This window comes from Acinetobacter lwoffii, assembly GCF_019343495.1.
Lineage (GTDB): Bacteria > Pseudomonadota > Gammaproteobacteria > Pseudomonadales > Moraxellaceae > Acinetobacter > Acinetobacter lwoffii_P.
This window is the reverse complement of record NZ_CP072549.1, coordinates 945958-969826: the sequence shown is the minus strand read 5'-3', so window position 1 is coordinate 969826 and position 23869 is coordinate 945958. Positions and strand designations below refer to the sequence as shown.

Sequence of the window (23869 nt, the reverse complement as noted above, 5' to 3'; positions counted from 1 at the left end):
ATGCCAAGGTTTATGTGCTCTGAAGTTGCGGATATCATAGCAATAAATCTATATTCGATATACTGGATAAAAAAGCCTTGCTTATCTCTTTAGTCGAATATAAAAAAAAGATCTTTTAAAGAAAATATTAATTAAAACAATATATTATTTATATTGAAAATATAGTTTTAATGGATGTGTTTAAATAGTGATCTTTATAAGATTTTGTAAGATAGAAATATAAAAAATGCATATAGATAAATATAAAAAAATATCTGATTTTTTGGGAAATGAAGAAAATTCGATCATTAACGAGATAAATCTTTCCTTTATATTAACTAAGCGAGTCAGTATCTGATCTTGGTTTCCTCAGGTCATGATACTGCAAGCTTGTTTTAACAAAAGGGAATATAGAGATAATCCGAACGCTGTTTTTCATAGAGTACGTGTCTACACAAGATATGATCGGCAGGTACAAGCGGATGATCAAACTCTCCCACTTTTTCTAAGCCAATGTTTTGCATGACACGTTCTGAGGGCGTGTTGATGCAGGCAGTAAAAGAAATGACTTTCTCTAGGCGCAGGGTTCTAAAAGCATATTTCAGTACCGCTTTGGCTCCTTCAGTGGCATAGCCTTGATTCCAGTATTGCGGTAGCAAGCGCCAGCCAATTTCAGGTGCATCGGCAATTTCAAATTCAGGTGGATGTACGTGTAAGCCAATAAATCCGATGAATTCGCCTGTCGCTTTGAGTTCTACGGCAAAGAGTCCCCATCCACGCGTTTTAATAGCAGTACGAATACGTTCAAGAAAAGCGGTTGCCTCAGTCGCATCGAGTTTTTTAGGGAAGTAGCGCATGACCTCATCATCTGCACACATTTGGATAAATGGGGTAGTGTCGGATTCTTGCCATTGGCGCAGGATCAGGCGAGGGGTTTGAAGGTGAATAGTCATTAGGTATCTTAATTTGGTTACGATTTTTTAGTTTCGTTTAGGGATTTGCTCTTTAAACTCATTAAACTGTTTCGTTTTATAGTCCAAAGATATTATATCCTCGACTACGTCTAAAAATGTTTTTACCATTTCCTCTTCAGGTCTAAAGCCTCTATGGTTAGAAGCATTTCCACCCTCAATAATCGTATTTAATATTTCATATTGTGTCTTACTAATATGTTTGTCATCCAACATTTTTTTTAGTTTTGTTTCAAACCCACCTTTATCGCCTACCTTTTTTACTAAGTATCTATCTACTAGAGTTCGAATTCCCGAAAGAGCTAAAATAAATAATCCTTGTTCATAAGCTTGAACGATTTCAAAGAAGAGCAACATATCATCTTTAGGTAGATTGAAAGACCATTTTTTCTCTAGCAATAAGGAGCTATTGAATCTAGGAAAGCTCATACTCTTTACATGGTAAGAATCAGATTTACCTGAAGTTTCTAAATCAGATTTAATCGAAGTGACTTTTTGTTTAAGATCCAAATCGATCTCTTTTATATGAAATGAATCTATATGTAAGGAGGGTGCATTGCATTTTTGGCATTGGGTAAATTGATAAGCATCGATGCTATAAGTCCATATAGATTTCGCTTGATTATTAGTTATATTTTTTGAAAAGCCTTCAATAGCTCTCGGATAGATTTTCAAATTTAATCTATTTTGTGGAGTATCGTGCTTACATTCCCAGCAGTATTTCCAAATATGCATATATTTAACATCTTATTTTAGTGATGTGGAAAAGAGTAAATTATTTATAGGCGTATGAATAGTTGTGTAGATTGTATAAGCAAATAAAAAACCCCGAACGAATCGGGGTTTTATATTTAATCTAAATTTAGATTAAGCATTTTCACGAGCAATTGCGCGGTAACCAATATCTTTACGGTATTGAACGCCGTCGAATGTCACTTTTTTGCAAAGTTCTAAAGCTTTTGCTTGTGCTTCACCAATGGTATTACCCAGTGCAGTCACGCAAAGTACACGACCACCAGCAGTCACGATCTCACCATTTTCATTGGCTTTAGTACCTGCATGGAACACTTTCGCATCTGCCATTTCAGTGTCTAAACCTGAAATCACATCACCATTGCTAGACGTTTCAGGGTAGCCACGTGACGCAAGTACGATACCGACAGTCTTGCGCTCATCCCATTCAGCTTCCGCAGGTAAGTTACCAGCAATACCAGCTTCAACCAAATCAACTAAAGATGATTTTAAACGCATCATGATTGGTTGAGTTTCAGGGTCACCAAAACGGCAGTTAAACTCGATCACTTTAGGTTGACCTTGTTCATCAATCATCAAGCCTGCGTATAAGAAACCTGTGTAAACATGACCATCTGCTTTCATGCCGTCAACAGTCGGACGCATCACTTCTTTCATGGTTTTTTCAAATACGTCAGCCGTCACAACAGGAGCAGGAGAGTAAGCACCCATACCGCCAGTGTTCGGACCTTGGTCGCCTTCAAAAATACGTTTATGGTCTTGAGAAGTTGCCATCGGCAAGATGTTGTCGCCATCAATCATACAAATGAAAGATGCTTCTTCACCAGCAAGGAACTCTTCAATCACAACACGAGAACCGGCATCACCAAATTTGTTGCCAGCCAGCATGTCATCAATCGCAGCAAATGCTTCTTCGTTGGTCATCGCAACGATTACGCCTTTACCTGCAGCAAGACCGTCGGCCTTGATCACGATCGGCGCGCCATTTTTTTCTACAAATGCTTTCGCTGCATCGACTTCTGTGAATACGTCATAGAATGCAGTTGGAATGTTGTGACGTTTTAAGAAGTGCTTTGCAAATGCTTTAGAGCCTTCAAGCTGTGCAGCAAATTGAGTAGGACCCCAAATTTTTACACCTGCTTCACGGCAAGCATCAACGACACCATTCACAAGTGGTGCTTCAGGGCCGACAATGACAAGTTCAACTGCATTGCTTTTTGCAAAGTCGATAATCGCAGCATTGTCTAAAATATTTAAGGCAACATTTTCGCATTTATTTTCTGTTGCAGTACCTGCATTACCCGGTGCTACAAATACTTTTGCGACTTTATCATCTTGCGCGATTTTCCATGCAAGTGCATGTTCACGACCACCATTACCCAAAACTAAAATATTCATTAAAAAAAATCCTTCTGAAATAGAATCCCCCTAAATCCCCCTTTGATAAAAGGGGGACTCCCTTCGCTCTACTATGATATAGAAAACCCTCCTTTATTAAGGAGGGCTAGGGAGGATTTAAAATTAATTAGTGACGGAAGTGACGCATACCAGTGAACACCATTGCAATACCAGCTTCGTCAGCCGCAGCAATCGTTTCTTCATCACGCATAGAACCACCCGGTTGGATAATGCATTTGATGCCTGCTTTCGCAGCGTTATCAATACCATCACGGAATGGGAAGAATGCGTCAGATGCCATTACCGCACCTTCCACTACTAAGCCAGCATGTTCAGCTTTGATTGCAGCAATACGAGCTGAGTTTACACGGCTCATTTGGCCAGCGCCGACACCAATGGTTTGACGGTTTTTAGCATACACAATCGCGTTAGATTTTACGTATTTCGCTACTTTCCAAGCGAAGATCATGTCATCGATTTCTTGTTCAGTCGGCGCACGTTTGGTGACTACTTTAAGATCATCTTTAGTGATCATGCCCAAGTCTTGATCTTGAACTAACAAACCACCGTTTACGCGTTTGTAGTCAAGTTGCGATTGACGCGCATCGATTGCTGGAAGTTCGCCACATACAAGTACGCGTACGTTTTTCTTCGCGCCTGTTACTTCAAGAACGCCTTCAGCAACGCTCGGTGCAATGATCACTTCAACGAATTGACGATCTACAATCGCTTGTGCAGTTGCAACGTCTAATTCACGGTTGAATGCAATGATGCCACCGAAAGCAGATTCAGGATCTGTTGCATACGCAAGATCATAAGCTGCTTGAATACCGTCTAAAGATACTGCAACGCCACATGGGTTAGCGTGTTTAACGATCACACAAGCAGGCTTCGCAAATGATTTCACACATTCAAGTGCTGCATCAGTATCTGCGATGTTGTTATAAGAGAGTTCTTTACCTTGAAGCTGTTTCGCTGTTGAAACAGAAGCTTCAGTCGCTGTGTCTTCTACATAGAATGCAGCAGCTTGATGCGGGTTTTCACCGTAACGAAGGTCTTGAACTTTGTTCAATTGAGTATTGAAAGTACGTGCAAATTTGTCTGCCTGACCTTCTTCTTTACCTACGCGAGCGCCAAGGTAAGAAGCAATCATGCCGTCATATTGAGCAGTATGTTCAAATGCTTTCACCGCTAGGTCGAAACGAGTTGCATGAGATAAAGCACCCTCAGCTTTAAGCTCGGCAACTACAGTTGCATAGTCAGATGCATTTACCACGATACCGACAGATGCATGGTTTTTTGCCGCAGCACGAACCATGGTAGGGCCACCGATGTCGATGTTTTCAATCGCATCAGCAAGTGAACAGTTTGGTTTTGCTACTGTTGCAGCAAATGGATAAAGGTTTACAACGACTAAATCAATAGCATCAATGTTGTGTTCAGCCATCACAGCTTCGTCTAGACCACGACGAGCCAGGATACCCCCATGAATTTTTGGATGTAGTGTTTTTACACGGCCGTCCATCATCTCTGGAAAACCTGTATGCTCCGAAACTTCAACTACAGCCACATTATTGTCTTTCAACAATTTGTAGGTACCACCTGTAGATAAAATTTCTACCCCTAGAGCAGCAAGTTCTTGTGCAAATTCAACAATACCAGTCTTGTCAGACACAGAGATTAAAGCGCGTTTAATAGTCATGATCTTCGTCACAGTTTTCAAGGAACAGAATAAAACAAAATCAGCAATTTACAGGTTAAAAAAAATGCCTGCGGAAGCCGCAAGCATTTTATCATTTATTCACTCATTAAACCGTGAGCTTTTAACTTTTTACGTAAAGTACCACGGTTGAGTCCGAGAATCTCGGCAGCACGTGTTTGGTTACCACGTGTATATTCTAGAACTACAGATAGAAGAGGTTTCTCCATTTCTGCTAGCACCATGTCGTATACCTGAGATGGTTGCTCGCCCTGCAGTTGTGCAAAATAGTGGCGAACTGCGCGATCTACGTGGATACGTAAAGCAACATCAGATTGTGCAGTAAAAATAGGAGATTTGCTATTCATGCGAATTAATCCGAAAAACAAATATCACTTGGGTAAAGTGATATATAAAAGTGGTCTAGAAATTGAAATGAACTCCATTTTAGATCCTAAAACGGAAGTTCTAAAACTTAGTCATTACATTGAGCCTGTAGCTTGACACATCTCTGCGATTTGGTCGAAAAATAAGCGTAACAATAGTTAAAGTTTTGTTACTGACCAAAATCAAAACAAAAAAATCTGCACGATACGCAATAAATTTTATAGCGCATTAGGCAAGACTGTATTTGTTGTGAAAAAGTCGCGAGGAGTTGCAGCACATAGCTTTCGTGGCGCGTATCATACCATTGTCTAAGCAAAAGTGAGCAAGAAAACTGCATTTTTTTTAACTTTTTTTAATTTTTTAATGCTTTCTCAGTAGATTAGGGGCGAATTATTTCCAAAGTATAGCGATCAAAGCTTTTGCGATCGACTGGAAGCTTAAATTTGAATTTAAACGGGCTGTTTTTCGGAATGCGCTGAATATTGACTAAACTTTCAATCAAGTACTCTTCGGAGGACAGGTTATAAGTTGCAATCACTTCACCGCGATGTTCCAGATTGATTCTTAAAATTGGTAAAGCCAGACTACGGTCATGAAAATTAATCAGCTCACCGCTAAACTCAGCTTCATTATTACCGGTTGCCTTGATTTTGACTTTATTAACCTGAATTAGTGTGTAGTATTTTTCCAGATTGGAACAATTAAACACTTCACAAGCACTGTTAAAGGCCAGACTCATGACGTGACTGTTTTTGATGTATTGCGGATTGAACCAGAAAAATTGAAACAGCAGCAGGCTGAACAGCGACAGATTAAGTAAACTCCAGCCTATATAGTACATTGGCCCGCGTTTGGTTTGTTTTTCTGCCTGATCTTCCCAATTCATGCTCGGCAGGACTGAAATCGGCTCGGTACTGAAATAATTCAGGTTATTTAAATAGGTTTCCAGGTCAATATTGGAATGTTCAACTTTTTGATTAAAAATCTGTAGCAGGCTATGACGATGCTGCTGCTGATCCGTGTGATAAACACCTGAGTTATTTTGAGCATTAGTTTTGCTGAATTCGCTGGAGTTTGATTGAGCGTGAGACATTGAGGCAGTGACCGAATTCCGGGTTTCGGTCACCAAATGCGATAAGGCATTAAATGAGGTGGTACATTTAGGACAGCAAACCATTCCCTGCGCAACGGTGAGTTGAGCAACTGTGACCTTATAGGTGGTGGAACAGGTAGGGCAATGGGTTCTTTTGTCACTCATGGATTATTTATAGGCTCATTCGTTCTTATGGCGTTTACCCGAGATACGGCACCAGTGCTCATCTCGTTTTTCTACTTCTAATATATCAAAATAATTTGAGTAAATGCTAGTAACATCAGCAACTTGCTCTTCAATTACTCCGGCAAGTGCGAACTGTCCCTCAGATTTAATTAAAGTTGCGAACTCAGGAGCCAGCATCATCAGTGGTGCTGCCAGAATATTGGCAACAAAGACGTCAGCTTTGGTATTGCCGAGCTCATCTCTAAATTCTTCTGGCAGTCCGACATAAAGCTTGTCCAGTACGCCATTCAGTTCAGCATTTTGCTGGGTGGCCAGTACAGCTTGTGGATCGATATCAGTGGCATATGCTTTTTTCGCACCTAAGAGAAGTGCAGCTACCGCGAGAATGCCTGAGCCACAGCCATAATCGATGACAATTTTATCTTTCACATCAATCTTGCCGAGCCATTGTAAGCATAGGAAAGTTGAAGCGTGGTTGCCTGTTCCGAAAGCCAGACCTGGATCAAGCTTGATATTTACCGCATCGGCATCAGGTGCTTCCATCCATTCGGGTACGATCCAGTATTTATCAGCAATCTGAATTGGCTCATAGGCATCCATCCAGGTGCGTTCCCAAGCCTGATCTTCAATCAGTTCATGACGGATCGGAGCATCTGGCATTTGTGCACGAATAAAGGTTTCTAGTGCGGTAACATCAATTTCTTCGCCTTCTTCCTGCGCATAAATACCGGTCACAATCACTTTATTCCAGAGTGGTGTTTCACCTGGAAGTGGTTCCAGCAAATCCTGGTTTTCAGCATCATCCAAAGTCACACTCACTGCGCCTAGCGAGCTGAGTAATGTCTCAGTAAAATCAACCTGAGCCTGTTCAACCGTAATATGAATTTGTAACCACTTCACAGAAATAACCTTTATACATTTTTCAAAAAGCTATTGTAACGGAAGTTCAGACTCAACGCTGCTATCTTCTTGATCCATTCCCAAAATAAAAAGGATGCCTGAGGCATCCTTTGAACAGTTCCAGAGCTTATCTAATCCAGATTCGTTAAAGGTGTTTGCGCCGGGAGTGGTGCAAGCCGGTTCAACAGACTGCCAAAAATTGCAGCAAAGATATACATAAAGATAGAATAAACCGCGGCTGGCATCGCCACAGCAGCACTGCCAATCACGGTCAGGGCAATGGTCATGGCGAGGGTGCTGTTATGAATGCCAATTTCAAATGCACTGGCACGGGCTTGAGCGCTATTAATATTCAGTAGTCGCGGAATCAGATAACCAATACTCAGGCTCAGGATGCAGAACAAGGCAGTCGCCAGACCCACCTGGGTCAAGTATTCACCGATATTGCTGCGCTCTTTGATGAGTGTGGCAATAATAATCAGCACCAAAAAGCCAATCGAAAAAATCCGCAGCGGCCGATTCAGTTTTGCTGTCACGCCTGGTGCATAGCGCCGAATCAACATGCCAATTCCCACCGGAATCAGGATGATCGCAAAGACTTGCAGAATCTTGCCGAATTGCAGGCCAACTTGCTGGCTATCCTGCATAAAATGCATGATCGAAAAATTAATAATTAAAGGTAAGGTAATCGCTGCGATGACTGAGTTGATAGCAGTCAAAGTGATATTGAGGGCTAAGTCACCTTTAAACAGATAGCTAAACAGGTTGGCCGTTGCACCCCCTGGCGAAGCCGCCAGGAGCATCAACCCGACCGAGAGTAATGGAGTTAAAGCGAATAGTTTGCAAAGCAAAAAGGCAATGCCAACCAGAACAACCAGTTGGCAGAACAATGCTATAAATACGGCTTTGGGGTGGCGAGTGACACGGCTAAAGTCCCGAGGCGTCAGTTCAAGGCCAAGCCCCATCATGATGATTGCAAGTGCCAGCGGCAGTAATATCGTTATAAGGCCAGAATCCATCTGTATGCTCCTTGTCGAAAATTGTTTTAATACTTCTGCTTTTCTTTGGAAAAGCATACAGCCTTATAGTAGAATCAGCCAAATAAATTACAAATCTGATAAACGACTTTTATTACTATATACCACTTGCTGGCGGCTAATCAGCACACCGAAAATGGTGGCGAAAGTGTACATGAAAATCGTATAAATGCCTGCTGGGATGGCCATCGTGACATTATTCAGAACCGATATCGCAATGGTCAGGGCAATGGCAGTGTTATGAATGCCGATTTCAAAAGTACAAGCGCGTGCCATTTTCTCTGGAATGCCCATGAGTAGAGGGATGCAATAGCCAATAAACAGGCTGGAAAAACATAAAATCGCAGTTGCTGTGCCAATACTGGCAAAGTATTCGACCAAATTCGAACGTTCTCTGAAAATGGCAAATATCAACAATATGGCTAAAAAGCCGATAGAGAGTAAGCGCATGGGCCTGCTGACAGTAATCGACAGGTTTGGAAATTTGGCCCGAAGCAGCATACCCATGATCACGGGAATCAAGGTAATTAAAAACACCTGCACAATCTTTTCAGCTGGAAAAGTCACGTTTGAGTCATGACTCATAAAGTAGTGTAAGGATAGATTGATAATAAAGGGCAGGGTAAAAATAGAGATGATGGTATTAATGGCGGTTAGAGTAATATTCAGTGCCACATCACCTTTATATATGTAGCTAAATAGGTTCGCGGTTGGGCCACCAGGTGAGGCGGCTAGCAACATCAGACCTACAGCAAGCAAAGCGGGCAAGTCCAAAATCAGACAAATAAAAAAAGCAACGCTGGGTAATAGGACTAACTGCGCAAATAAAGTAATAAAAATGACTTTAGGATAGCGACTTAAGCGCAGGAAATCTTTGATAGTGAGTTCTAGCCCCAGCCCCATCATCATAATTGCCAATGTAATTGGCAAAAAAACGCTAAAAAACCCCGAATCCATGAATTTGCCTTTTTATTATACATTTATAGGTATATTTCCAGTTTAGCCTAGATGAATAAATAAGCAATAAAAAACGGGCAAAATGCAGTCACTTTGCCCGTCAAAGCTTTTACTTGAAATCTAAACTATTTAGATATATATCGGCTACATACCTGGCTGGCCTTGCATTGGTGAATCAGGCTGTGCTGGCTGGTTCATCTGATGCTGCATAGGCTGGTTTTGCATATGTGGCTGCATCGGTTGGCTTTGCATCTGAGATTGTCCCTGAGGGCGTGGTGGCATAAAGCCTAATGCACATTTACCTTTGACTTCGGCACCATTGATGGTGGCAGTAGTCGCACCACTGTTGCCGCTACAGGTACTCATGAGTTCGGCTTCATCGCCTTTGATTGAAGCATTTTTGGATGAAGCGAAAAACTGCGGCTCACAGGTACCATTCCAGATAATGCCGCGATAGGCAAAACTGACTTGTGCACCTTGGGATTTGCCTTTACAAACCTGTTGGTACTTTTGTGCATTATAAATGGTTTCGACCTTATCATTCGCTGATGCAGCAAATGGCGCAAAACATAAACCACATAGAACGGTTGAGAGGAAAATATTCTTATTCATCTTTTATACCTTTGTTTGTAATGTAACCAACATATAGATTAAAAAATGCGCGAGATTAAACAATGCAAATCGAGTAAATTTCTCAGCTTATATGTTTAATTTATATAGTTCCTCTGCAAAGTTAAATTACAGTGCTTTATTGTTATGCGAGTTAAGTGCGATTTATCTCAGGATAAATTCAACTGAATTTGTCTACTTTAGAGTGAAATTTGCTATAATGCTCAGCTATTCTTTTTTATCTCTCAATTACCATTATGCATTATCCTAAAGTATACGATGTCATTGTTATCGGTGGCGGTCACGCCGGTACGGAAGCGGCTCTGGCTGCAGCGCGTATGGGTCGACAGACTTTACTCTTAACTCATAACATTGAGACTTTAGGGCAGATGAGCTGTAACCCGGCCATCGGTGGTATTGGTAAATCGCATTTGGTGCGTGAAATTGATGCCTTGGGCGGTGCGATGGCACTGGCTGCCGATAAAGGCGGTATTCAATTCCGTATTTTGAACTCGCGTAAAGGTGCTGCAGTACGTGCAACACGTGCGCAGGCGGACCGTGTACGTTATAAAGCGGCTATTCGCGAAACATTAGAAAACCAAGCAAACCTTGATATTTTTCAGCAAGCCGCAGATGACCTGATTGTTGAAGGCGATACCGTTAAAGGTGTGGTTACCCAAATGGGTATCCGTTTTGATGCGAAAACTGTGGTGCTGACAGCAGGTACATTCTTAGGTGGTGTCATCCACGTTGGTCTGGAGAAATCTAGCGGTGGTCGTGCTGGTGATCCGCCATCTATTTCACTTGCACATCGTTTGCGTGAATTAAACTTGCCAGTAGGTCGTTTAAAAACAGGTACACCACCACGTATTGACGCGCGTTCAGTGGATTTCTCTGTGATGACACCACAGCCGGGTGATTTCCCATCTCCGACCATGTCATTCATGGGGGATGTGTCTATGCATCCTGAGCAGGTAAATTGCTATATCACGCATACCAATGAACGCACGCATGAAATCATTCGTGGCGGTTTAGACCGTTCACCGATGTACACGGGTGTGATCGAAGGTGTTGGACCACGTTATTGCCCATCGATTGAAGATAAGATTCACCGTTTTGCCGATAAAGATTCTCACCAAGTCTTCTTGGAGCCTGAAGGCTTGGATACACATGAGCTTTATCCAAATGGTATTTCGACTTCTTTACCGTTCGACGTTCAGTTTGAACTGGTTCGCTCGATCCGTGGTATGGAAAATGCGCACATTCTTCGTCCGGGCTATGCCATTGAATACGATTATTTCAACCCACAAGCGTTGAAATTTACCCTTGAAACCAAAGCAATTAATAACTTGTATTTCGCCGGTCAAATCAACGGCACAACCGGTTATGAAGAAGCGGGTGCGCAGGGTTTGCTTGCAGGCTTGAACGCTGCACGCCGTGCTTGGGATCAGGAGCAATGGACGCCAAAACGTGATGAAGCATACATGGGTGTTCTGGTCGATGACCTGATCACATTAGGTACCAAAGAACCATACCGTATGTTCACCTCACGTGCCGAATACCGTTTGATGCTGCGTGAAGATAACGCAGATCAGCGTTTAACAGCCATTGGTCGTGAAATGGGTCTGGTGGATGACGCGCGTTGGGCAGTGTACTGTGAGAAAATGGAAGCAGTGGAAAAAGAAACAGGCCGTTTGCAACACTTGTGGGCCGCACCAAATAACCCAATGGGTAAGAAATTCGTTGAGATGACCGGTGCAGACCTGTCTAAAGAATGTTCGGCGATTGATTTGTTGAAACGTCCAAACATTTCATTTGCTCAAATTGCAGAGTTAACCAATTCTGAAGTATCACCATTTGTCGGTGAGCAAATTGAAATTGCAGTGAAATATGCGGGTTATATTAACCGTCAGCATGAAGACGTGGCACAAATGAAACGTCTGGAAGAAACCCGTATTCCTGCGGATTTTGATTATGACATCGTGTCGGGTCTTTCACGTGAAATTACCCTGAAACTGAAAGATGTTCGTCCTGAAACATTGGCGCAAGCCAGCCGTATTCCGGGTGTAACGCCTGCAGCAGTTCAACTGGTGATGATTACAATTCGTAAGAATGCACAAGCAAAGAAATCTGCTTAAGATTTTGAGCTAGAAAAGCCCGCGTTAAGCGGGCTTTTTATCGACTTATAGTTTTGTATAAGTTTTGACTATCGTTGAATTAAAAATAACTACTATTAAATTAAGTTGTTGATAAATATATATAATGAATATTATTAAGATGTATTAAGTCTAGAAATACAATCTTTTAGGTCTAATTTAGATGATATTTACACATGCTGATGTGCTTAAACCCGACTATTGTCGTGCTATTTCTCTATCAAGATTAGGTTAAGAATAATGCAATGGATCGTCAGACTATCAAACGGTTTGTGAATTATTGATGGAGATCAGTCATGGCGCAGCCATATAGGGGAAAAGCCCAAAAAATATTAACCATATTCTTATGTTTTTGGGTCGCATTTTTTGAAGGTTTTGACCTTCAAGCTCCCGGGATTGCAGCGAAAGGAATTGCGGCAAGCTTTAGTTTAGATCAAATCCAAATGGGCTATGTATTTAGTCTGGGTGTCTTTGGAATGCTGTTTGGTGCATTCTTTGGCGGACGTATTGCAGATTATCTAGGACAAAAGAAAGTCCTGATGCTTTCTGTGACTATTTTTGGTCTGTTCATGTCGCTGACTGCAATTGCGCCCAGCATCGAAGTTTTATATGCAGCGCGTTTCTTTACTGGTTTGGGTTTAGGTGCGGCAATGCCAACCATGATTTCAGTCGTCGGTGATGAAGCCACCGAAGCCAACCGTGGCAAGCTAAATAGTCTGATGTATTGTGGTTTACCGGTAGGAGCGATCTTTGTTGCCGGTCTGGCCATGCTGCTTCCAGAGATTCAATGGCAAACCTTATTCCTGATTGGGGGATTAACACCTTTAGCACTGATTCCATTAATGGCGTTTATTCTTAAAGATAAACCTAAGGTGAATGCGGAGGTTCAGGTCTCTGGAGAAGCTGTGCCGGGTATGGTTGAGGTGTTGTTCAAGCAGCAACAGTATAAAAATACAGTGCCTCTTTGGGTTGGTTTCTTTTTTACCTTGATGATCAATTATATTTTGATCAGCTGGTTACCTAACTTACTTATGGAACAAGGTTTGCAGAAACAGCAGGCATTTTTGGTGATGTTGGTGTTCCAGGTGGGCGCTGTCATTGGAACCCTAAGCCTGGGTTATTTACTGGACCGTTTAAAGCTCTGGCAAATGGCGACTATCATTTATAGTGGTTTGTTTGTTGCCTTGGTATTGCTATTCACCACAACTTCTATTCCGTTATTAATTTTGGCGGGAGTCATGGGGGGTATTTTCTCTACAGGTGGCCAATCTATTCTGTATGGGATCTCACCAATTTTTTATTCAGGCGCAGGTAAAGTCACCGGTGTGGGTAGTGCGATCTCTCTAGGACGTTTAGGGGCGATGACTGGACCATTATTAACTGGAAAAATTCTGGCATTAGGTTTGGGAACGACGGGCATTCTTGTGGCAAGTTTGCCAGCAGTGGTCGTATCGGCAGTAGCTGTCACCGCACTATCACGTTATAAGGCTGCTCATAAGTAATTGATCATTGATATCTGTCAATACAAAAAGGGAATCTGAAGATCATTGCTGTCCCACAATTTTTCACAAGAGGAAGCTCATTTGAGCTTCCTCTTGTTTTATGGGTATTTTATCGGGTGAAAATAAAGCTTTTAAAGTTCTTCTTTCAAACAAATTCACTTGAATTATTCTGAGTAAACGTTGAACTGTCCAACCTGTTTTCCCTAAATGTTGAGCGAAACTCACCAATAAATAGGCGATCATCGCAATCCAGATTTGTGTCTGAATTGCGTTCCTGCTGCGGCCTAGAAACGCTTTTAATTTGAGATTCTGCTTAATCGCCTTAAAGAACAGCTCAACTTTCCAACGATCTTTATAAATCGCCGCAATGGTGGAGGCGGCTAAATGAAAGTTATTGCTGAGAAAGCTAAAGTGCTTGCCACTTTGCTGATCTCTATATTCAATTCTTCTTAACACTGGGGCTTTTCTTTTTAGGGCATGTGCGCTATTCAGCTGAATGGTTTCATCTTTTAGAATACCTTTGGATTCAAGCACTGGATGTTGCTGGATCACCTGATACACAGATTTAGGCCTAAAACGTGTGACAAATCCAATGTTTTGAGCAGTCAGATTTGCATACCATTGGTAATCGACATAGCCTTTATCAAAAACTACAATGCTGCCAGCAGGAAACTGGAATTTGCGGCCTTGTACCATGTCATTTTCTTTGCCATTTTCAACTGCAACAAACTCAGGAATATCATTGCTGTGATTCAATCCTATGCTGAGTTTCATGCTGGCTTTTGAGTCGTGAACTTTGGCCCATTCACATAAGGAAAGCGACAGGTCAATATGACTGGCATCCAAGGAATACAAGGGATTCTTAAAGCGAAATTTATGAGCTACTTTTGAGTGTTCATAGTATTTAAGCAACTTGTGAAATAGCTGTTGATACAAGGCAGCAGGCTGCTGCTCATTGATTCGTGCCAGCGTGCTTCGGGGAATAGACTTTGCTCCGAGATGACTTAGCTTTTCCTGTTGGCACTCCAAATTGGATTGAATATCTCTCAGACTTTGTCTACAAGAGAATTGAGACATCAATATGGCAATAAACTGATCCCACCGGGAAGCCGCTCTAAATTTCTGTCCAACATGGTGTACTTTAGCAAGTTGTTCAAAATCCTGTCGCACAACAGGTTTAATTAGCTCATGAAATACGGTATTCTGATGTGACAAAACCTGAATCCTGGTCGTTAAAGTGTTTGTTTGCACTCATATTTTAACTGTTAGGACTCAGGTTTTTTTATTTAAAGCAAACTATGGGACAGCAGTGATCTGAAGATTCCTTTTTTTATCGTCGAGGTTTTTAATTGAATAAAGTCAGTCCATAAAATTTGCTAAAATATACGGATAGTAAACAGATTGATTTTTATATGGCTTATCAACTTATTCCACTCTCGATTCAGGCCACTGATAATATTGCCTGTCCACATTGTCAGCACAACGTGATTGATTGGGCAGAAGAGCAGTATGTGCAACCTTGTGAACATACCCTGTTTATTGCCATGGATATTGGCTTTGAATATATGACGGATGAATTCGAGCACAGCATGCCGCGTTCTGTAGATGATCTGCATGCCAATGATGATCAGGTGAATATGCTGGATGAAATCACCCAAGCGACTTATTCAAATTATCTGATATATAAGTCTGATCTGGGCATAGATGGGTATTTCCGCTATGTGGGTTTTACTGCATAAATCATCATCAATAAAAAAGCGCCAATCGGCGCTTTTTTATATGGAAAGATTAACTTTCTATTTCTTCTTCGATTTCATCATCCGTAGTATCCATGCCCAATTCTTTAAGCTTGCGCGTTAAAGTGTTGCGACCCCAACCTAAAAGTTCTGCGGCATGACGTTTACGGCCACGGGTTTGTTGCAAGGCTGCACTGATCAAGGTGCGTTCAAACATTGGCGTCGCAACATCCAGAAGTTTCATTTCACCATTTTTGAGTTTCTGCATCGCCCATTGACCCAGCAATTCATCCCAGTGATGCGGTGCGATCTGGTTCAGCGTTGGAATTGGCGCACCCGGATCCTGCTGATGAATTGGAATCTGTTTCAGCTCAGGTGGCAAGTCTTCAGGATAGACTTCACGACCTGTGATCATGACAGTCAGCCAGCGACAGGTATTTTCAAGTTGACGCACATTACCTTGCCATGGCAATTTCTGCATATATTCTTGGGTTTCAGGACGTAATATCTTTGGATTGACCCCAAGTTCTTTACCGGCACGTGCCAGAAAATGCTGCGCCAGCATCGGAATATCTTCACTGCGATGTGCCAGTTTTGGAATATGAATACGAATTACATTCAGGCGGTGATATAAGTCTTCACGGAAACGACCATCATGGACCAGTTTTTCCAAATCCTGATGTGTTGCAGCCACGATACGCACATCGACCTTAACCGGAATATGACCGCCAACTCGGTAGAACTCTCCATCGGCTAGGACACGCAATAAACGGGTCTGGGTCTCAAATGGCATATCGCCAATTTCATCTAAAAACAGCGTACCGCCATTTGCCTGTTCAAAACGACCTTGGCGCTGGGTATTAGCACCGGTAAATGCACCTTTCTCATGGCCGAAAAGTTCAGTTTCGATCAGGTCTTTTGGAATGGCTGCCATATTGAGCGCAATAAAAGGTTTGGCACTACGTGGTGAATGACGATGCAGGGCATGCGCTACCAGTTCTTTACCTGTACCAGACTCACCATTAATCAACACGGTAATATGCGATTGTGATAAACGGCCAATGGCACGAAACACTTCCTGCATGGCAGGCGATTCACCAATAATTTCGGTAGATTGAATTGGTGGAGCCGCTTTTGCTGATTCTTGTTGCTGTAACTTGGTGATATGTAAAATTGCACGATTTACCAGCGCCAGTGCTTCATCAATATCAAAAGGCTTAGGCAGATATTCAAAAGCACCAGTTTGATAGCTAGAAACAGCCGATTCTAAGTCTGAATGCGCCGTCATAATAATGACAGGTAGGTCAGGATAACTGTGTTTAACCTTGCCCAGGAAGGTAAGTCCATCAATACCCGGCATGCGGATATCGGTCAAAATCACATCGGGTGCTTCCAGACTCAGTTGGTCTAGTGCAGATTGTGCTTCTTCAAAACTGGTCACATCCAGACCTTCCTCTTTAAAGGTCTTTTCCAGTACCCAGCGCATGGCGCGATCGTCATCAATCACCCATATTTTATTTCGCGACATGATTCGACTCCCAAGGTAAATATAAGCTAAAGACGGTTTTTCCAGCCACGGACTGACACTCGATCATGCCGTTGTGCTGATGAATAATATTTTGAGCAATACTGAGGCCCAGTCCGGTCCCTTTGGCACGGCTGGTGACCAGCGGATAAAACACCGATTCGATAATCTCTTCCGGCACACCTGGACCGTTGTCTTCAATATCAATCCTTACTACAGAGCGGTGAATCACCCCGTTAATGGTAAAGAGACGCTGAATCCGGGTTCTTAAAATCAGTTCCGGTTGATGTTCGACAAAGAACTCCTTGTTCTCGGTCATGGCCTGTACGGCATTGGCGCAAATATTCAAAATGACCTGAATCAATTGGTCGCGGTCTGCCAGAACTTCGGGTAAGGACAGGTCGTAATCCCGGGTAATCTTGATTTTCTTTTTGGTCTGATTGGCAATCAGTGAACGCACCCGTTCCAGAGGTTCATGCACATTGACCAGCTCATAGCTCGGAAGCTGGCGTGAACCGAGCATGGTATCGGCCAGATTTCTCAGTCGATCCACTTCGCTAATAATAATGTCGGTAAATTCTTTGTATTGTGGATCATTCAAACTGCGTGCCAGGAGTTGAGTCGCCCCGCGAATGCCACCCAAGGGATTCTTGATTTCATGCGCAACACCGCGAATCAGCTGACGCGCTACCTGATGCTGTTGCAGCAGATTTTCTTCACGCGAGATTTTTAACATGCGATCGCGAGGATTGAGTTCGATGAGCAGTAGCGGATGATAAGGTTTTCCCAGATTTAGCTGAGAAACAGTGTAGTCAACATGAATGTCTTTAAAGTTGACCAGAATAGTGGCTTCGCGGCGTGTATAAGGTTGTCCCGTACTTAAAGTATTATTCAGGGCTTCTTCGGTATTGAACTCATCTGTCGGGTTTTGCAGAATATTGAGTACGGATGTGCCGCTCGCGCGGAATAAGCTCACATCAAATAAGGCTTCACAGGCAGAATTCAGATAATAAATATTAAGATCGCGGTCTATCAATAAGATACACGTGGTCATATTGTCCACTAAAGCACGATAGTCGATCGGAATAATTTGATCCATTCGCGGGTTTGTTCCTGTATTAAAATGGCGCAATGGCATCTTCATAAAGCAATTTAATCAATTTTAAGTTCTGATTTGATGCAAGATGCACGCCAACTTTTATGACGAGAGATTATTTATTGCGATGAAATGCAGAAATGTGACAGAGCAACATAATTCATCTTAGATATAGCGGATTAAATTGAGGCTGTAAATCTAAAATGATTCATTTTGGTGCATGAGTGGGTATGTTGAATATTTTATGGCAATATTTTAGTGCATGATGCAAAGAGTCAGGTTTTCAACTATTTTTATGATGCGAAAAGACATACAATACGCGCATTCTAGTAGAGCGAAAATTCATGAAGTCCCCCAAAGTCGGTTTTGTATCTTTAGGTTGTCCTAAGGCATTGGTAGATTCTGAACGTATTTTAACCCAGTTAAAGACTGAAGGTTATGACGTCGCTTCGGATTATGACGGTGCTGATTTAGTTGTAGTAAATACCTGTGGTTTCATTGAATCCGCAGTGCAAGAATCGCTAGATGCGATTGGTGAGGCGATGAGCGCGAATGGTCGCGTGATCGTAACAGGTTGTCTAGGTAAAGACGAAGACAAGATTCGCCAAATGCATCCCAATGTCCTGAAAGTGACAGGTGCAGCGGCATATAAAGAAGTTATGGATGCGGTTCATCAATACGTACCTGAGCCGCCAAAACACAATCCATTTATTGATCTGGTTCCAGAGCAAGGCATCCGCCTGACGCCAAAACACTATGCTTATCTGAAAATATCTGAAGGCTGCAACCATCGTTGTACCTTCTGTATTATTCCAAGCATGCGTGGCGATCTGGTTTCACGTCCAGTCGGTTCTGTGCTTGATGAAGCTGCAGCGCTGAAACGTGCCGGTGTAAAAGAAGTACTCGTCATCTCCCAGGATACTTCTGCTTATGGCCTGGACACGAAATACAAGCTGGATTTCTGGAATGGCCAGCCGGTTAAAACCAAATTCTATGACATGTGTGAAGCATTAGGTCAGTTGGGAATCTGGGTGCGTTTGCACTATGTTTACCCGTATCCGCATGTAGATGCAGTAATTGACCTGATGGCACAAGGCAAAATCCTGCCTTATCTGGATATTCCATTCCAGCACGCAAGTCCAAGAATTCTCAAACTAATGAAACGACCTGCGCACAGTGAAAATACACTGGAGCGTTTGAAAATCTGGCGTGAGAAATGTCCTGATCTGGTGTTGCGTTCAACATTTGTGGTGGGCTTCCCGGGTGAAACCGAAGAAGACTTCCAGATGTTACTGGACTGGTTGAAAGAAGCCCAGCTGGATCGTGTGGGATGTTTTACCTATTCGCCAGTTGAAGGTGCGACAGCAAATGATTTGCCAGATCACGTTCCTGAAGAAATTAAACAAGAGCGTTATGAGCGTTTCATGCAGGTTCAGCAAGAAATCTCGGCAGCCAAACTCCAAAAACGTATCGGTCAGACCATGACTGTGCTGGTAGATGACCTGGAAGACGAATTCCCGGTAGCGGTTGCGCGTTCTTATGCAGATGCACCTGAAATTGATGGCAATGTTTTTGTTGAAGATATCGATAAAAGCGTCATTAAGGCAGGGGATTTACTTGAAGTCGAGATTACCGATGCAGATGAATACGATCTGTACGCAAAACTCATTTCAATCAAGTCTGCTTAAGATTTTGAATTAAAAAAATTTAAATTGAATACTTTGGAGTTTGATGATGTTGGATTCTAAAAAGCCACGCTTTGGTCGCATCCTGTTAAAGCTTTCTGGTGAAGCGCTGGCAGGCAATAAAGACATGGGGATCGATGCACAAGTGCTCGATCAGATGTCACTTTCTATTGCGCACCTCGTGGGTTTAGGCGTACAAGTAGGTATTGTTGTGGGTGGTGGTAACCTGTATCGCGGTAGCCAGCTACAAAAAGATGGTCTGGTTGGCCGTGTAACTGGCGATCAGATGGGTATGCTGGCTACAGTCATGAATGGTTTGGCACTTCGCGACGCTTTGGTGCGCCGTAATATTAAAACCCGTTTAATGTCTGCATTGCCAATTGGTGCTGTGGTTGAGTCTTACTCAAGCCGTGATGCAATCCGTCACCTGACTCAGGGTGAAGTGTGTGTATTCGTGGCAGGTACAGGTAATCCGTTCTTTACGACAGATACAGCTGCCTGTTTACGTGGTATCGAAATCGAATCAGACTTGATCTTGAAAGCGACCAAAGTCGATGGCGTATATAACAAAGATCCAAGCAAATATGATGATGCGGTTAAATATGACACATTGACTTTTGACCAGGTTCTGGACGAAAAGCTGGGTGTAATGGACTTAACTGCAATCTGTTTATGTCGTGATCACAATGTGCCGCTACAAGTATTCGATATGAATAAATCTGGCGCATTGCTTTCCGTTGTAATGGGTGAAAAAGAAGGGACTCACGTTACCAATTAATGACGTGAGCACCAAAGCACTTTATACTACACGCTAATTTAGTAATAACCTCTTTTCAAGAATTAAGTAAGGAAGATCATATGATTAACGATCTTAAAAAAGATAGCGAAGACCGTATGAACAAAACTCTAGAATCTCTAGAGCATGGTTTTGCAAAAGTTCGTACCGGTCGTGCGCATCCATCAATTTTAAATAACGTGATGGTTTCTTACTATGGTTCAGACGTTCCATTGAACCAGGTGGCAAACGTAGGTGTTGAAGATTCACGTACTTTGTTAATCCAGCCTTTCGAACGTTCAATGGTTTCTGCAATTGATAAAGCGATTCGTGAATCTGACTTGGGTCTGAATCCAATTACAGCAGATGCGATTCGTGTACCGATGGCTGCGTTGACTGAAGAAACGCGTCGTGACATGCAAAAAGTTGCACGTAATGAAGCTGAAAATGCAAAAGTCGCGATCCGTAACATCCGTCGTGATGTATTGGGCGATATCAAGGCTTTGTTGAAAGAAAAAGAAATTTCTGAAGACGAAGAGCGTCGTGCTGCTGACGAAATCCAGAAAATTACTGACAAATTTGTTGCTGAAGTTGACAAGCGCTTGGCTGCGAAAGAAGCTGAATTGATGAAGGTCTAATTCATCGATGACCGTTGCTGAAGAAAATCCCCGTCTTCCGAAACATGTTGCCATCATCATGGATGGCAACAATCGTTTTGCCAAAAAAAATCAGATGCAGAAAGGTGATGGACACCGTGAAGGAAAAACGGTTCTGGATCCGATTGTTGAACACTGTAAAAAAAGAAATATCCAGGCTTTAACTGTATTTGCCTTTTCCAGTGAAAACTGGAATCGTCCACAGTTTGAAGTTGAATTGCTCATGAAATTGCTGGTTGAAACCATTCATGAACAATTACCCCGCATGGAAAAATTCAATATTGCCTTACGCTTTATTGGTGATCGCAGCCGTTTGTCCCCAGAATTACAGGGGCTTATGTTGCATGCCGAACAAAGGACTGCTAATTTCAATAGTATGACACTCACTATTGCAATCAGTTATGGTGGTATGTGGGATATGGCACAAGCTGCACAGCGAATTGCTAGCGATGTTTTAACAAATAAATTAGATCTTGATGCAATTAATACTGATGTATTTGGTCAATATGTCAGCCTCGGTGATTTACCTGCAGTTGATCTGCTGATTCGTACGGGTGGAGATTTCCGTCTTTCGAATTTCCTGTTATGGCAGGCAGCCTATGCAGAGCTTTATTTCACTGAGACGCTATGGCCAGAATTTACCGTTGAAGAACTTGATGATGCACTTGCCGTATTTGGCGGGCGTGAACGTCGTTTTGGTAAAACATCAGAACAGATTCATCAGGAAAAACTTGAGAATTAATACATGTTTGAGCGGATTATAACCGCATTGGTGTTGGTAGCAGTTGTACTGAGCTGTATGTTTGCTACTGAATCACATTATCCAATGTTTGTATTGATGGTTCTTGCTGCTGGGGTGGCCGGTTATGAGTGGTTCAAACTCATGCCGCGAAAATTTAAACATGTCATCAAACCTGTTGCTTGGGGATATGGAGTGCTCACTGCGGCACTTTCAGCTTTGGCATTGTATTTTGCCGAAGTTGCCTTATTGTTATGGGTAGCTTCTATAATTACCTGGTTGCTCAGTATTTACTGGGTTAAAACCTATCCTGAATATGATGGCTGGTACAACGCCAGCCTGCACGGAATCGGCGTAGTTCTGATCTCTGCTGCGGTTACTGCAATTTTCTCTGTCTGGCAAAGTTCACCGTGGTGGCTGATGTACCTGTTTTTACTGGTATGGGGCGCAGATAGTGGTGCATATTTTGTGGGTCGTAAATTTGGCAAGAAAAAGTTGGCGCCGAATGTTAGTCCTAATAAATCCGTAGAAGGGCTGTATGGCGGTATCGTTACTTCAATGCTGATCGTGACGGCAGTTGCCTTGCTTTATCTGGATATGACTTGGCCAGAACTGATTTTATTTCTGATTCTATCTGTCGTTACAGTATTTAGTTCGGTACTGGGTGACCTGTTTGAATCCATGATCAAACGTCGTGCCGGTATTAAGGATTCAGGTCGAATTTTGCCAGGACATGGCGGAGTACTGGATCGTATTGATTCTTTGCTTGCTGCAGCTCCAATCTTTGCAGCAGGTATGGCTGTTTTAAAACTTATTGGTGTAGATTTATAAATGTCACAAGCAGTTTGTATACTGGGTGCTACAGGTTCCATTGGTCAAAGTACTTTAAAAATCTTGCAGCGACATCCTGAAGCATACTCGGTTTTTGCTGTGACCGCGCAAAGTCGTATCGAGGAGCTGGTCGAAATTTGCCGGCAATATCGTCCTAAAGTGGCGGTGGTTCCGGCTGAAAAAGTAGATGAACTTTCAAAACTACTTCAGCAACACCATTTATCTGATATTGAAATTCTGCAAGATGAAGCCGGTTTAATTGCTGTGGCTGAACACGCTGATGTTGATATTGTGATGGCAGCAATCGTTGGTGCTGCAGGATTATTGCCGACATTGGCTGCGGTGAAAGCGGGTAAACGCGTACTGTTGGCCAATAAAGAAGCTTTGGTGATGTCGGGTGACATCATGATGCAGGTAGCGCGCGATCATGGGGCATTACTGCTTCCCGTTGACTCTGAACATAACGCGATTTTCCAATGTCTGCCACAGCATTATTTTGAGGCAGAGCGTCATGGCAAGCCTAAACTGGGTGTATCCCAGATTCTGCTGACCGCGTCGGGTGGGCCGTTTCTGAACCATAGCATGCAGCAACTTGAAGAGGTCACACCTGCCCAAGCTTGCAAGCATCCTAACTGGTCCATGGGTCAAAAAATTTCAGTTGATTCTGCTACCTTGATGAATAAAGGTTTAGAATTGATCGAAGCGTGTCATTTGTTTGCAGTTCAAGAACAATTTGTTACAGTTGTTGTGCATCCACAGAGTATTATTCACTCCATGGTTCAATACGTTGATGGTTCGACTTTGGCACAAATGGGTAATCCGGATATGGGCACGCCTATTGCACATGCATTGGCATGGCCTGAGCGTATTAGTACGCATGTGGCGCCACTGGATCTGTTTATGCATTCACAACTTAATTTTCAAGAACCGGACATGCTCCGTTTCCCTGCATTAAAATTGGCCCGTCAGGCCATGCAGAGTGGCGGAATTGCACCTACGATTTTAAATGCGGCCAATGAAATTGCAGTTGCTGCATTTTTAAATCAACAGATCAGATTTACCCAAATTCCTCAGGTAGTTGAGCACGTCCTGAATCAGATGGACAATCAACCTGCACATGATCTGGAGGCTATCTTGCAAGCAGATCAAATGGCACGAGGTTTATCACAGCAATACGTTGTGAATAAAGGAAGTTAAGA

Annotated in this window: 22 protein-coding genes; 9 read left to right on the top strand and 13 right to left on the bottom strand. The window is 42.6% G+C overall.

What is annotated here, in order from left to right:
* Positions 1-374: 374 nt before the first annotated feature.
* The 10 genes from J7649_RS04565 to J7649_RS04520 all read right to left on the bottom strand — a co-directional run bounded on the left by J7649_RS04565 (position 375) and on the right by J7649_RS04520 (position 9972).
* Positions 375-932, bottom strand: a complete 558-nt coding sequence (locus J7649_RS04565) for a GNAT family N-acetyltransferase (RefSeq protein ID WP_219309568.1) — start codon at positions 930-932, stop codon at positions 375-377.
* Between the two features lie 27 nt (positions 933-959).
* Positions 960-1685: a DUF4145 domain-containing protein gene (locus tag J7649_RS04560; protein ID WP_219309566.1), complete on the bottom strand. Its 726-nt coding sequence runs from the start codon at positions 1683-1685 to the stop codon at positions 960-962.
* A gap of 132 nt (positions 1686-1817) precedes the next feature.
* Positions 1818-3101, bottom strand: coding sequence for a phosphoribosylamine--glycine ligase (purD, locus tag J7649_RS04555; RefSeq protein WP_219309564.1), 1284 nt, complete (start codon positions 3099-3101; stop codon positions 1818-1820).
* 127 nt (positions 3102-3228) lie between these two features.
* Complete coding sequence (gene purH / locus J7649_RS04550) at positions 3229-4803, bottom strand: bifunctional phosphoribosylaminoimidazolecarboxamide formyltransferase/IMP cyclohydrolase (RefSeq protein WP_005246645.1); 1575 nt, start codon at positions 4801-4803, stop codon at positions 3229-3231.
* Between the two features lie 95 nt (positions 4804-4898).
* On the bottom strand, positions 4899-5168 hold the full coding sequence (gene fis / locus J7649_RS04545) for a DNA-binding transcriptional regulator Fis (RefSeq protein ID WP_001086304.1): 270 nt from the start codon (positions 5166-5168) through the stop codon (positions 4899-4901).
* A 398-nt stretch (positions 5169-5566) separates the two neighbouring features.
* The gene (locus J7649_RS04540; RefSeq protein WP_219309563.1) at positions 5567-6445 is read right to left on the bottom strand and encodes a DUF3426 domain-containing protein; all 879 of its coding nucleotides are present in this window, start codon (positions 6443-6445) and stop codon (positions 5567-5569) included.
* A gap of 15 nt (positions 6446-6460) precedes the next feature.
* Positions 6461-7366 carry a 50S ribosomal protein L11 methyltransferase gene (gene prmA, locus J7649_RS04535; protein ID WP_004646702.1) on the bottom strand — a complete coding sequence of 302 codons (906 nt, stop codon included), beginning with the start codon at positions 7364-7366 and terminating at the stop codon, positions 6461-6463.
* 131 nt (positions 7367-7497) lie between these two features.
* Entirely contained in the window at positions 7498-8385 is an 888-nt protein-coding gene (locus J7649_RS04530) for a bile acid:sodium symporter family protein (protein ID WP_071852166.1), read from the bottom strand.
* An 87-nt stretch (positions 8386-8472) separates the two neighbouring features.
* Entirely contained in the window at positions 8473-9360 is an 888-nt protein-coding gene (locus J7649_RS04525; protein WP_219309560.1) for a bile acid:sodium symporter family protein, read from the bottom strand.
* A gap of 144 nt (positions 9361-9504) precedes the next feature.
* Positions 9505-9972 carry a hypothetical protein gene (locus J7649_RS04520; RefSeq protein ID WP_004279893.1) on the bottom strand — a complete coding sequence of 156 codons (468 nt, stop codon included), beginning with the start codon at positions 9970-9972 and terminating at the stop codon, positions 9505-9507.
* 254 nt (positions 9973-10226) lie between these two features.
* Between J7649_RS04520 and mnmG the strand changes: the two genes are divergently transcribed.
* Both mnmG and mhpT read left to right on the top strand, forming a co-directional pair.
* Positions 10227-12107, top strand: coding sequence for a tRNA uridine-5-carboxymethylaminomethyl(34) synthesis enzyme MnmG (gene mnmG / locus J7649_RS04515; protein ID WP_004279892.1), 1881 nt, complete (start codon positions 10227-10229; stop codon positions 12105-12107).
* Between the two features lie 314 nt (positions 12108-12421).
* Positions 12422-13627, top strand: a complete 1206-nt coding sequence (gene mhpT, locus J7649_RS04510) for a 3-(3-hydroxy-phenyl)propionate transporter MhpT (RefSeq protein ID WP_219309558.1) — start codon at positions 12422-12424, stop codon at positions 13625-13627.
* Between the two features lie 63 nt (positions 13628-13690).
* On the opposite strand, the gene J7649_RS04505 is transcribed toward mhpT, so the two are convergent.
* Complete coding sequence (locus tag J7649_RS04505; RefSeq protein ID WP_004645517.1) at positions 13691-14842, bottom strand: IS4-like element ISAbe18 family transposase; 1152 nt, start codon at positions 14840-14842, stop codon at positions 13691-13693.
* Between the two features lie 197 nt (positions 14843-15039).
* Here J7649_RS04505 and J7649_RS04500 point away from each other — a divergent pair, with 197 nt between their 5' ends.
* Positions 15040-15366 carry a hypothetical protein gene (locus tag J7649_RS04500; RefSeq protein WP_004279890.1) on the top strand — a complete coding sequence of 109 codons (327 nt, stop codon included), beginning with the start codon at positions 15040-15042 and terminating at the stop codon, positions 15364-15366.
* 49 nt (positions 15367-15415) lie between these two features.
* Here J7649_RS04500 and glnG read toward each other — a convergent pair whose 3' ends face one another.
* Both glnG and glnL read right to left on the bottom strand, forming a co-directional pair.
* Positions 15416-16891: a nitrogen regulation protein NR(I) gene (glnG, locus tag J7649_RS04495; protein ID WP_219309557.1), complete on the bottom strand. Its 1476-nt coding sequence runs from the start codon at positions 16889-16891 to the stop codon at positions 15416-15418.
* Positions 16878-17987, bottom strand: a complete 1110-nt coding sequence (glnL, locus tag J7649_RS04490; RefSeq protein ID WP_005266616.1) for a nitrogen regulation protein NR(II) — start codon at positions 17985-17987, stop codon at positions 16878-16880. The genes glnG and glnL overlap by 14 nt, the downstream gene beginning before the upstream one ends.
* Positions 17988-18328: 341 nt before the next feature.
* Here glnL and rimO point away from each other — a divergent pair, with 341 nt between their 5' ends.
* From rimO to ispC, 6 genes are all read left to right on the top strand, one after another.
* Complete coding sequence (gene rimO, locus J7649_RS04485; protein WP_219309556.1) at positions 18329-19672, top strand: 30S ribosomal protein S12 methylthiotransferase RimO; 1344 nt, start codon at positions 18329-18331, stop codon at positions 19670-19672.
* A gap of 46 nt (positions 19673-19718) precedes the next feature.
* Positions 19719-20447: a UMP kinase gene (gene pyrH, locus J7649_RS04480; protein ID WP_004279886.1), complete on the top strand. Its 729-nt coding sequence runs from the start codon at positions 19719-19721 to the stop codon at positions 20445-20447.
* A gap of 80 nt (positions 20448-20527) precedes the next feature.
* A complete protein-coding gene (gene frr / locus J7649_RS04475) occupies positions 20528-21082 on the top strand; it encodes a ribosome recycling factor (protein WP_004279885.1) in 555 nt (184 codons plus the stop codon).
* Between the two features lie 7 nt (positions 21083-21089).
* Positions 21090-21842, top strand: coding sequence for a polyprenyl diphosphate synthase (uppS, locus tag J7649_RS04470; RefSeq protein ID WP_219309555.1), 753 nt, complete (start codon positions 21090-21092; stop codon positions 21840-21842).
* A 3-nt stretch (positions 21843-21845) separates the two neighbouring features.
* Positions 21846-22670, top strand: coding sequence for a phosphatidate cytidylyltransferase (locus J7649_RS04465; protein WP_004279883.1), 825 nt, complete (start codon positions 21846-21848; stop codon positions 22668-22670).
* A complete protein-coding gene (gene ispC, locus J7649_RS04460) occupies positions 22671-23867 on the top strand; it encodes a 1-deoxy-D-xylulose-5-phosphate reductoisomerase (RefSeq protein WP_219309554.1) in 1197 nt (398 codons plus the stop codon).
* Positions 23868-23869: the final 2 nt, after the last annotated feature.

Coding starts and splice junctions, on each gene's coding strand:
- frr (WP_004279885.1), top strand. CDS start 20,528: ATGATTAACGATCTTAAAAAAGATAGCGAAGACCGTATGAACAAAACT.
- fis (WP_001086304.1), bottom strand. CDS start 5,168: ATGAATAGCAAATCTCCTATTTTTACTGCACAATCTGATGTTGCTTTA.
- J7649_RS04520 (WP_004279893.1), bottom strand. CDS start 9,972: ATGAATAAGAATATTTTCCTCTCAACCGTTCTATGTGGTTTATGTTTT.
- ispC (WP_219309554.1), top strand. CDS start 22,671: ATGTCACAAGCAGTTTGTATACTGGGTGCTACAGGTTCCATTGGTCAA.
- J7649_RS04525 (WP_219309560.1), bottom strand. CDS start 9,360: ATGGATTCGGGGTTTTTTAGCGTTTTTTTGCCAATTACATTGGCAATT.
- mnmG (WP_004279892.1), top strand. CDS start 10,227: ATGCATTATCCTAAAGTATACGATGTCATTGTTATCGGTGGCGGTCAC.
- glnL (WP_005266616.1), bottom strand. CDS start 17,987: ATGGATCAAATTATTCCGATCGACTATCGTGCTTTAGTGGACAATATG.
- J7649_RS04560 (WP_219309566.1), bottom strand. CDS start 1,685: ATGCATATTTGGAAATACTGCTGGGAATGTAAGCACGATACTCCACAA.
- purD (WP_219309564.1), bottom strand. CDS start 3,101: ATGAATATTTTAGTTTTGGGTAATGGTGGTCGTGAACATGCACTTGCA.
- mhpT (WP_219309558.1), top strand. CDS start 12,422: ATGGCGCAGCCATATAGGGGAAAAGCCCAAAAAATATTAACCATATTC.
- J7649_RS04540 (WP_219309563.1), bottom strand. CDS start 6,445: ATGAGTGACAAAAGAACCCATTGCCCTACCTGTTCCACCACCTATAAG.
- glnG (WP_219309557.1), bottom strand. CDS start 16,891: ATGTCGCGAAATAAAATATGGGTGATTGATGACGATCGCGCCATGCGC.
- J7649_RS04565 (WP_219309568.1), bottom strand. CDS start 932: ATGACTATTCACCTTCAAACCCCTCGCCTGATCCTGCGCCAATGGCAA.
- J7649_RS04465 (WP_004279883.1), top strand. CDS start 21,846: ATGTTTGAGCGGATTATAACCGCATTGGTGTTGGTAGCAGTTGTACTG.
- uppS (WP_219309555.1), top strand. CDS start 21,090: ATGACCGTTGCTGAAGAAAATCCCCGTCTTCCGAAACATGTTGCCATC.
- J7649_RS04530 (WP_071852166.1), bottom strand. CDS start 8,385: ATGGATTCTGGCCTTATAACGATATTACTGCCGCTGGCACTTGCAATC.
- J7649_RS04500 (WP_004279890.1), top strand. CDS start 15,040: ATGGCTTATCAACTTATTCCACTCTCGATTCAGGCCACTGATAATATT.
- rimO (WP_219309556.1), top strand. CDS start 18,329: ATGAAGTCCCCCAAAGTCGGTTTTGTATCTTTAGGTTGTCCTAAGGCA.
- pyrH (WP_004279886.1), top strand. CDS start 19,719: ATGTTGGATTCTAAAAAGCCACGCTTTGGTCGCATCCTGTTAAAGCTT.
- purH (WP_005246645.1), bottom strand. CDS start 4,803: ATGACTATTAAACGCGCTTTAATCTCTGTGTCTGACAAGACTGGTATT.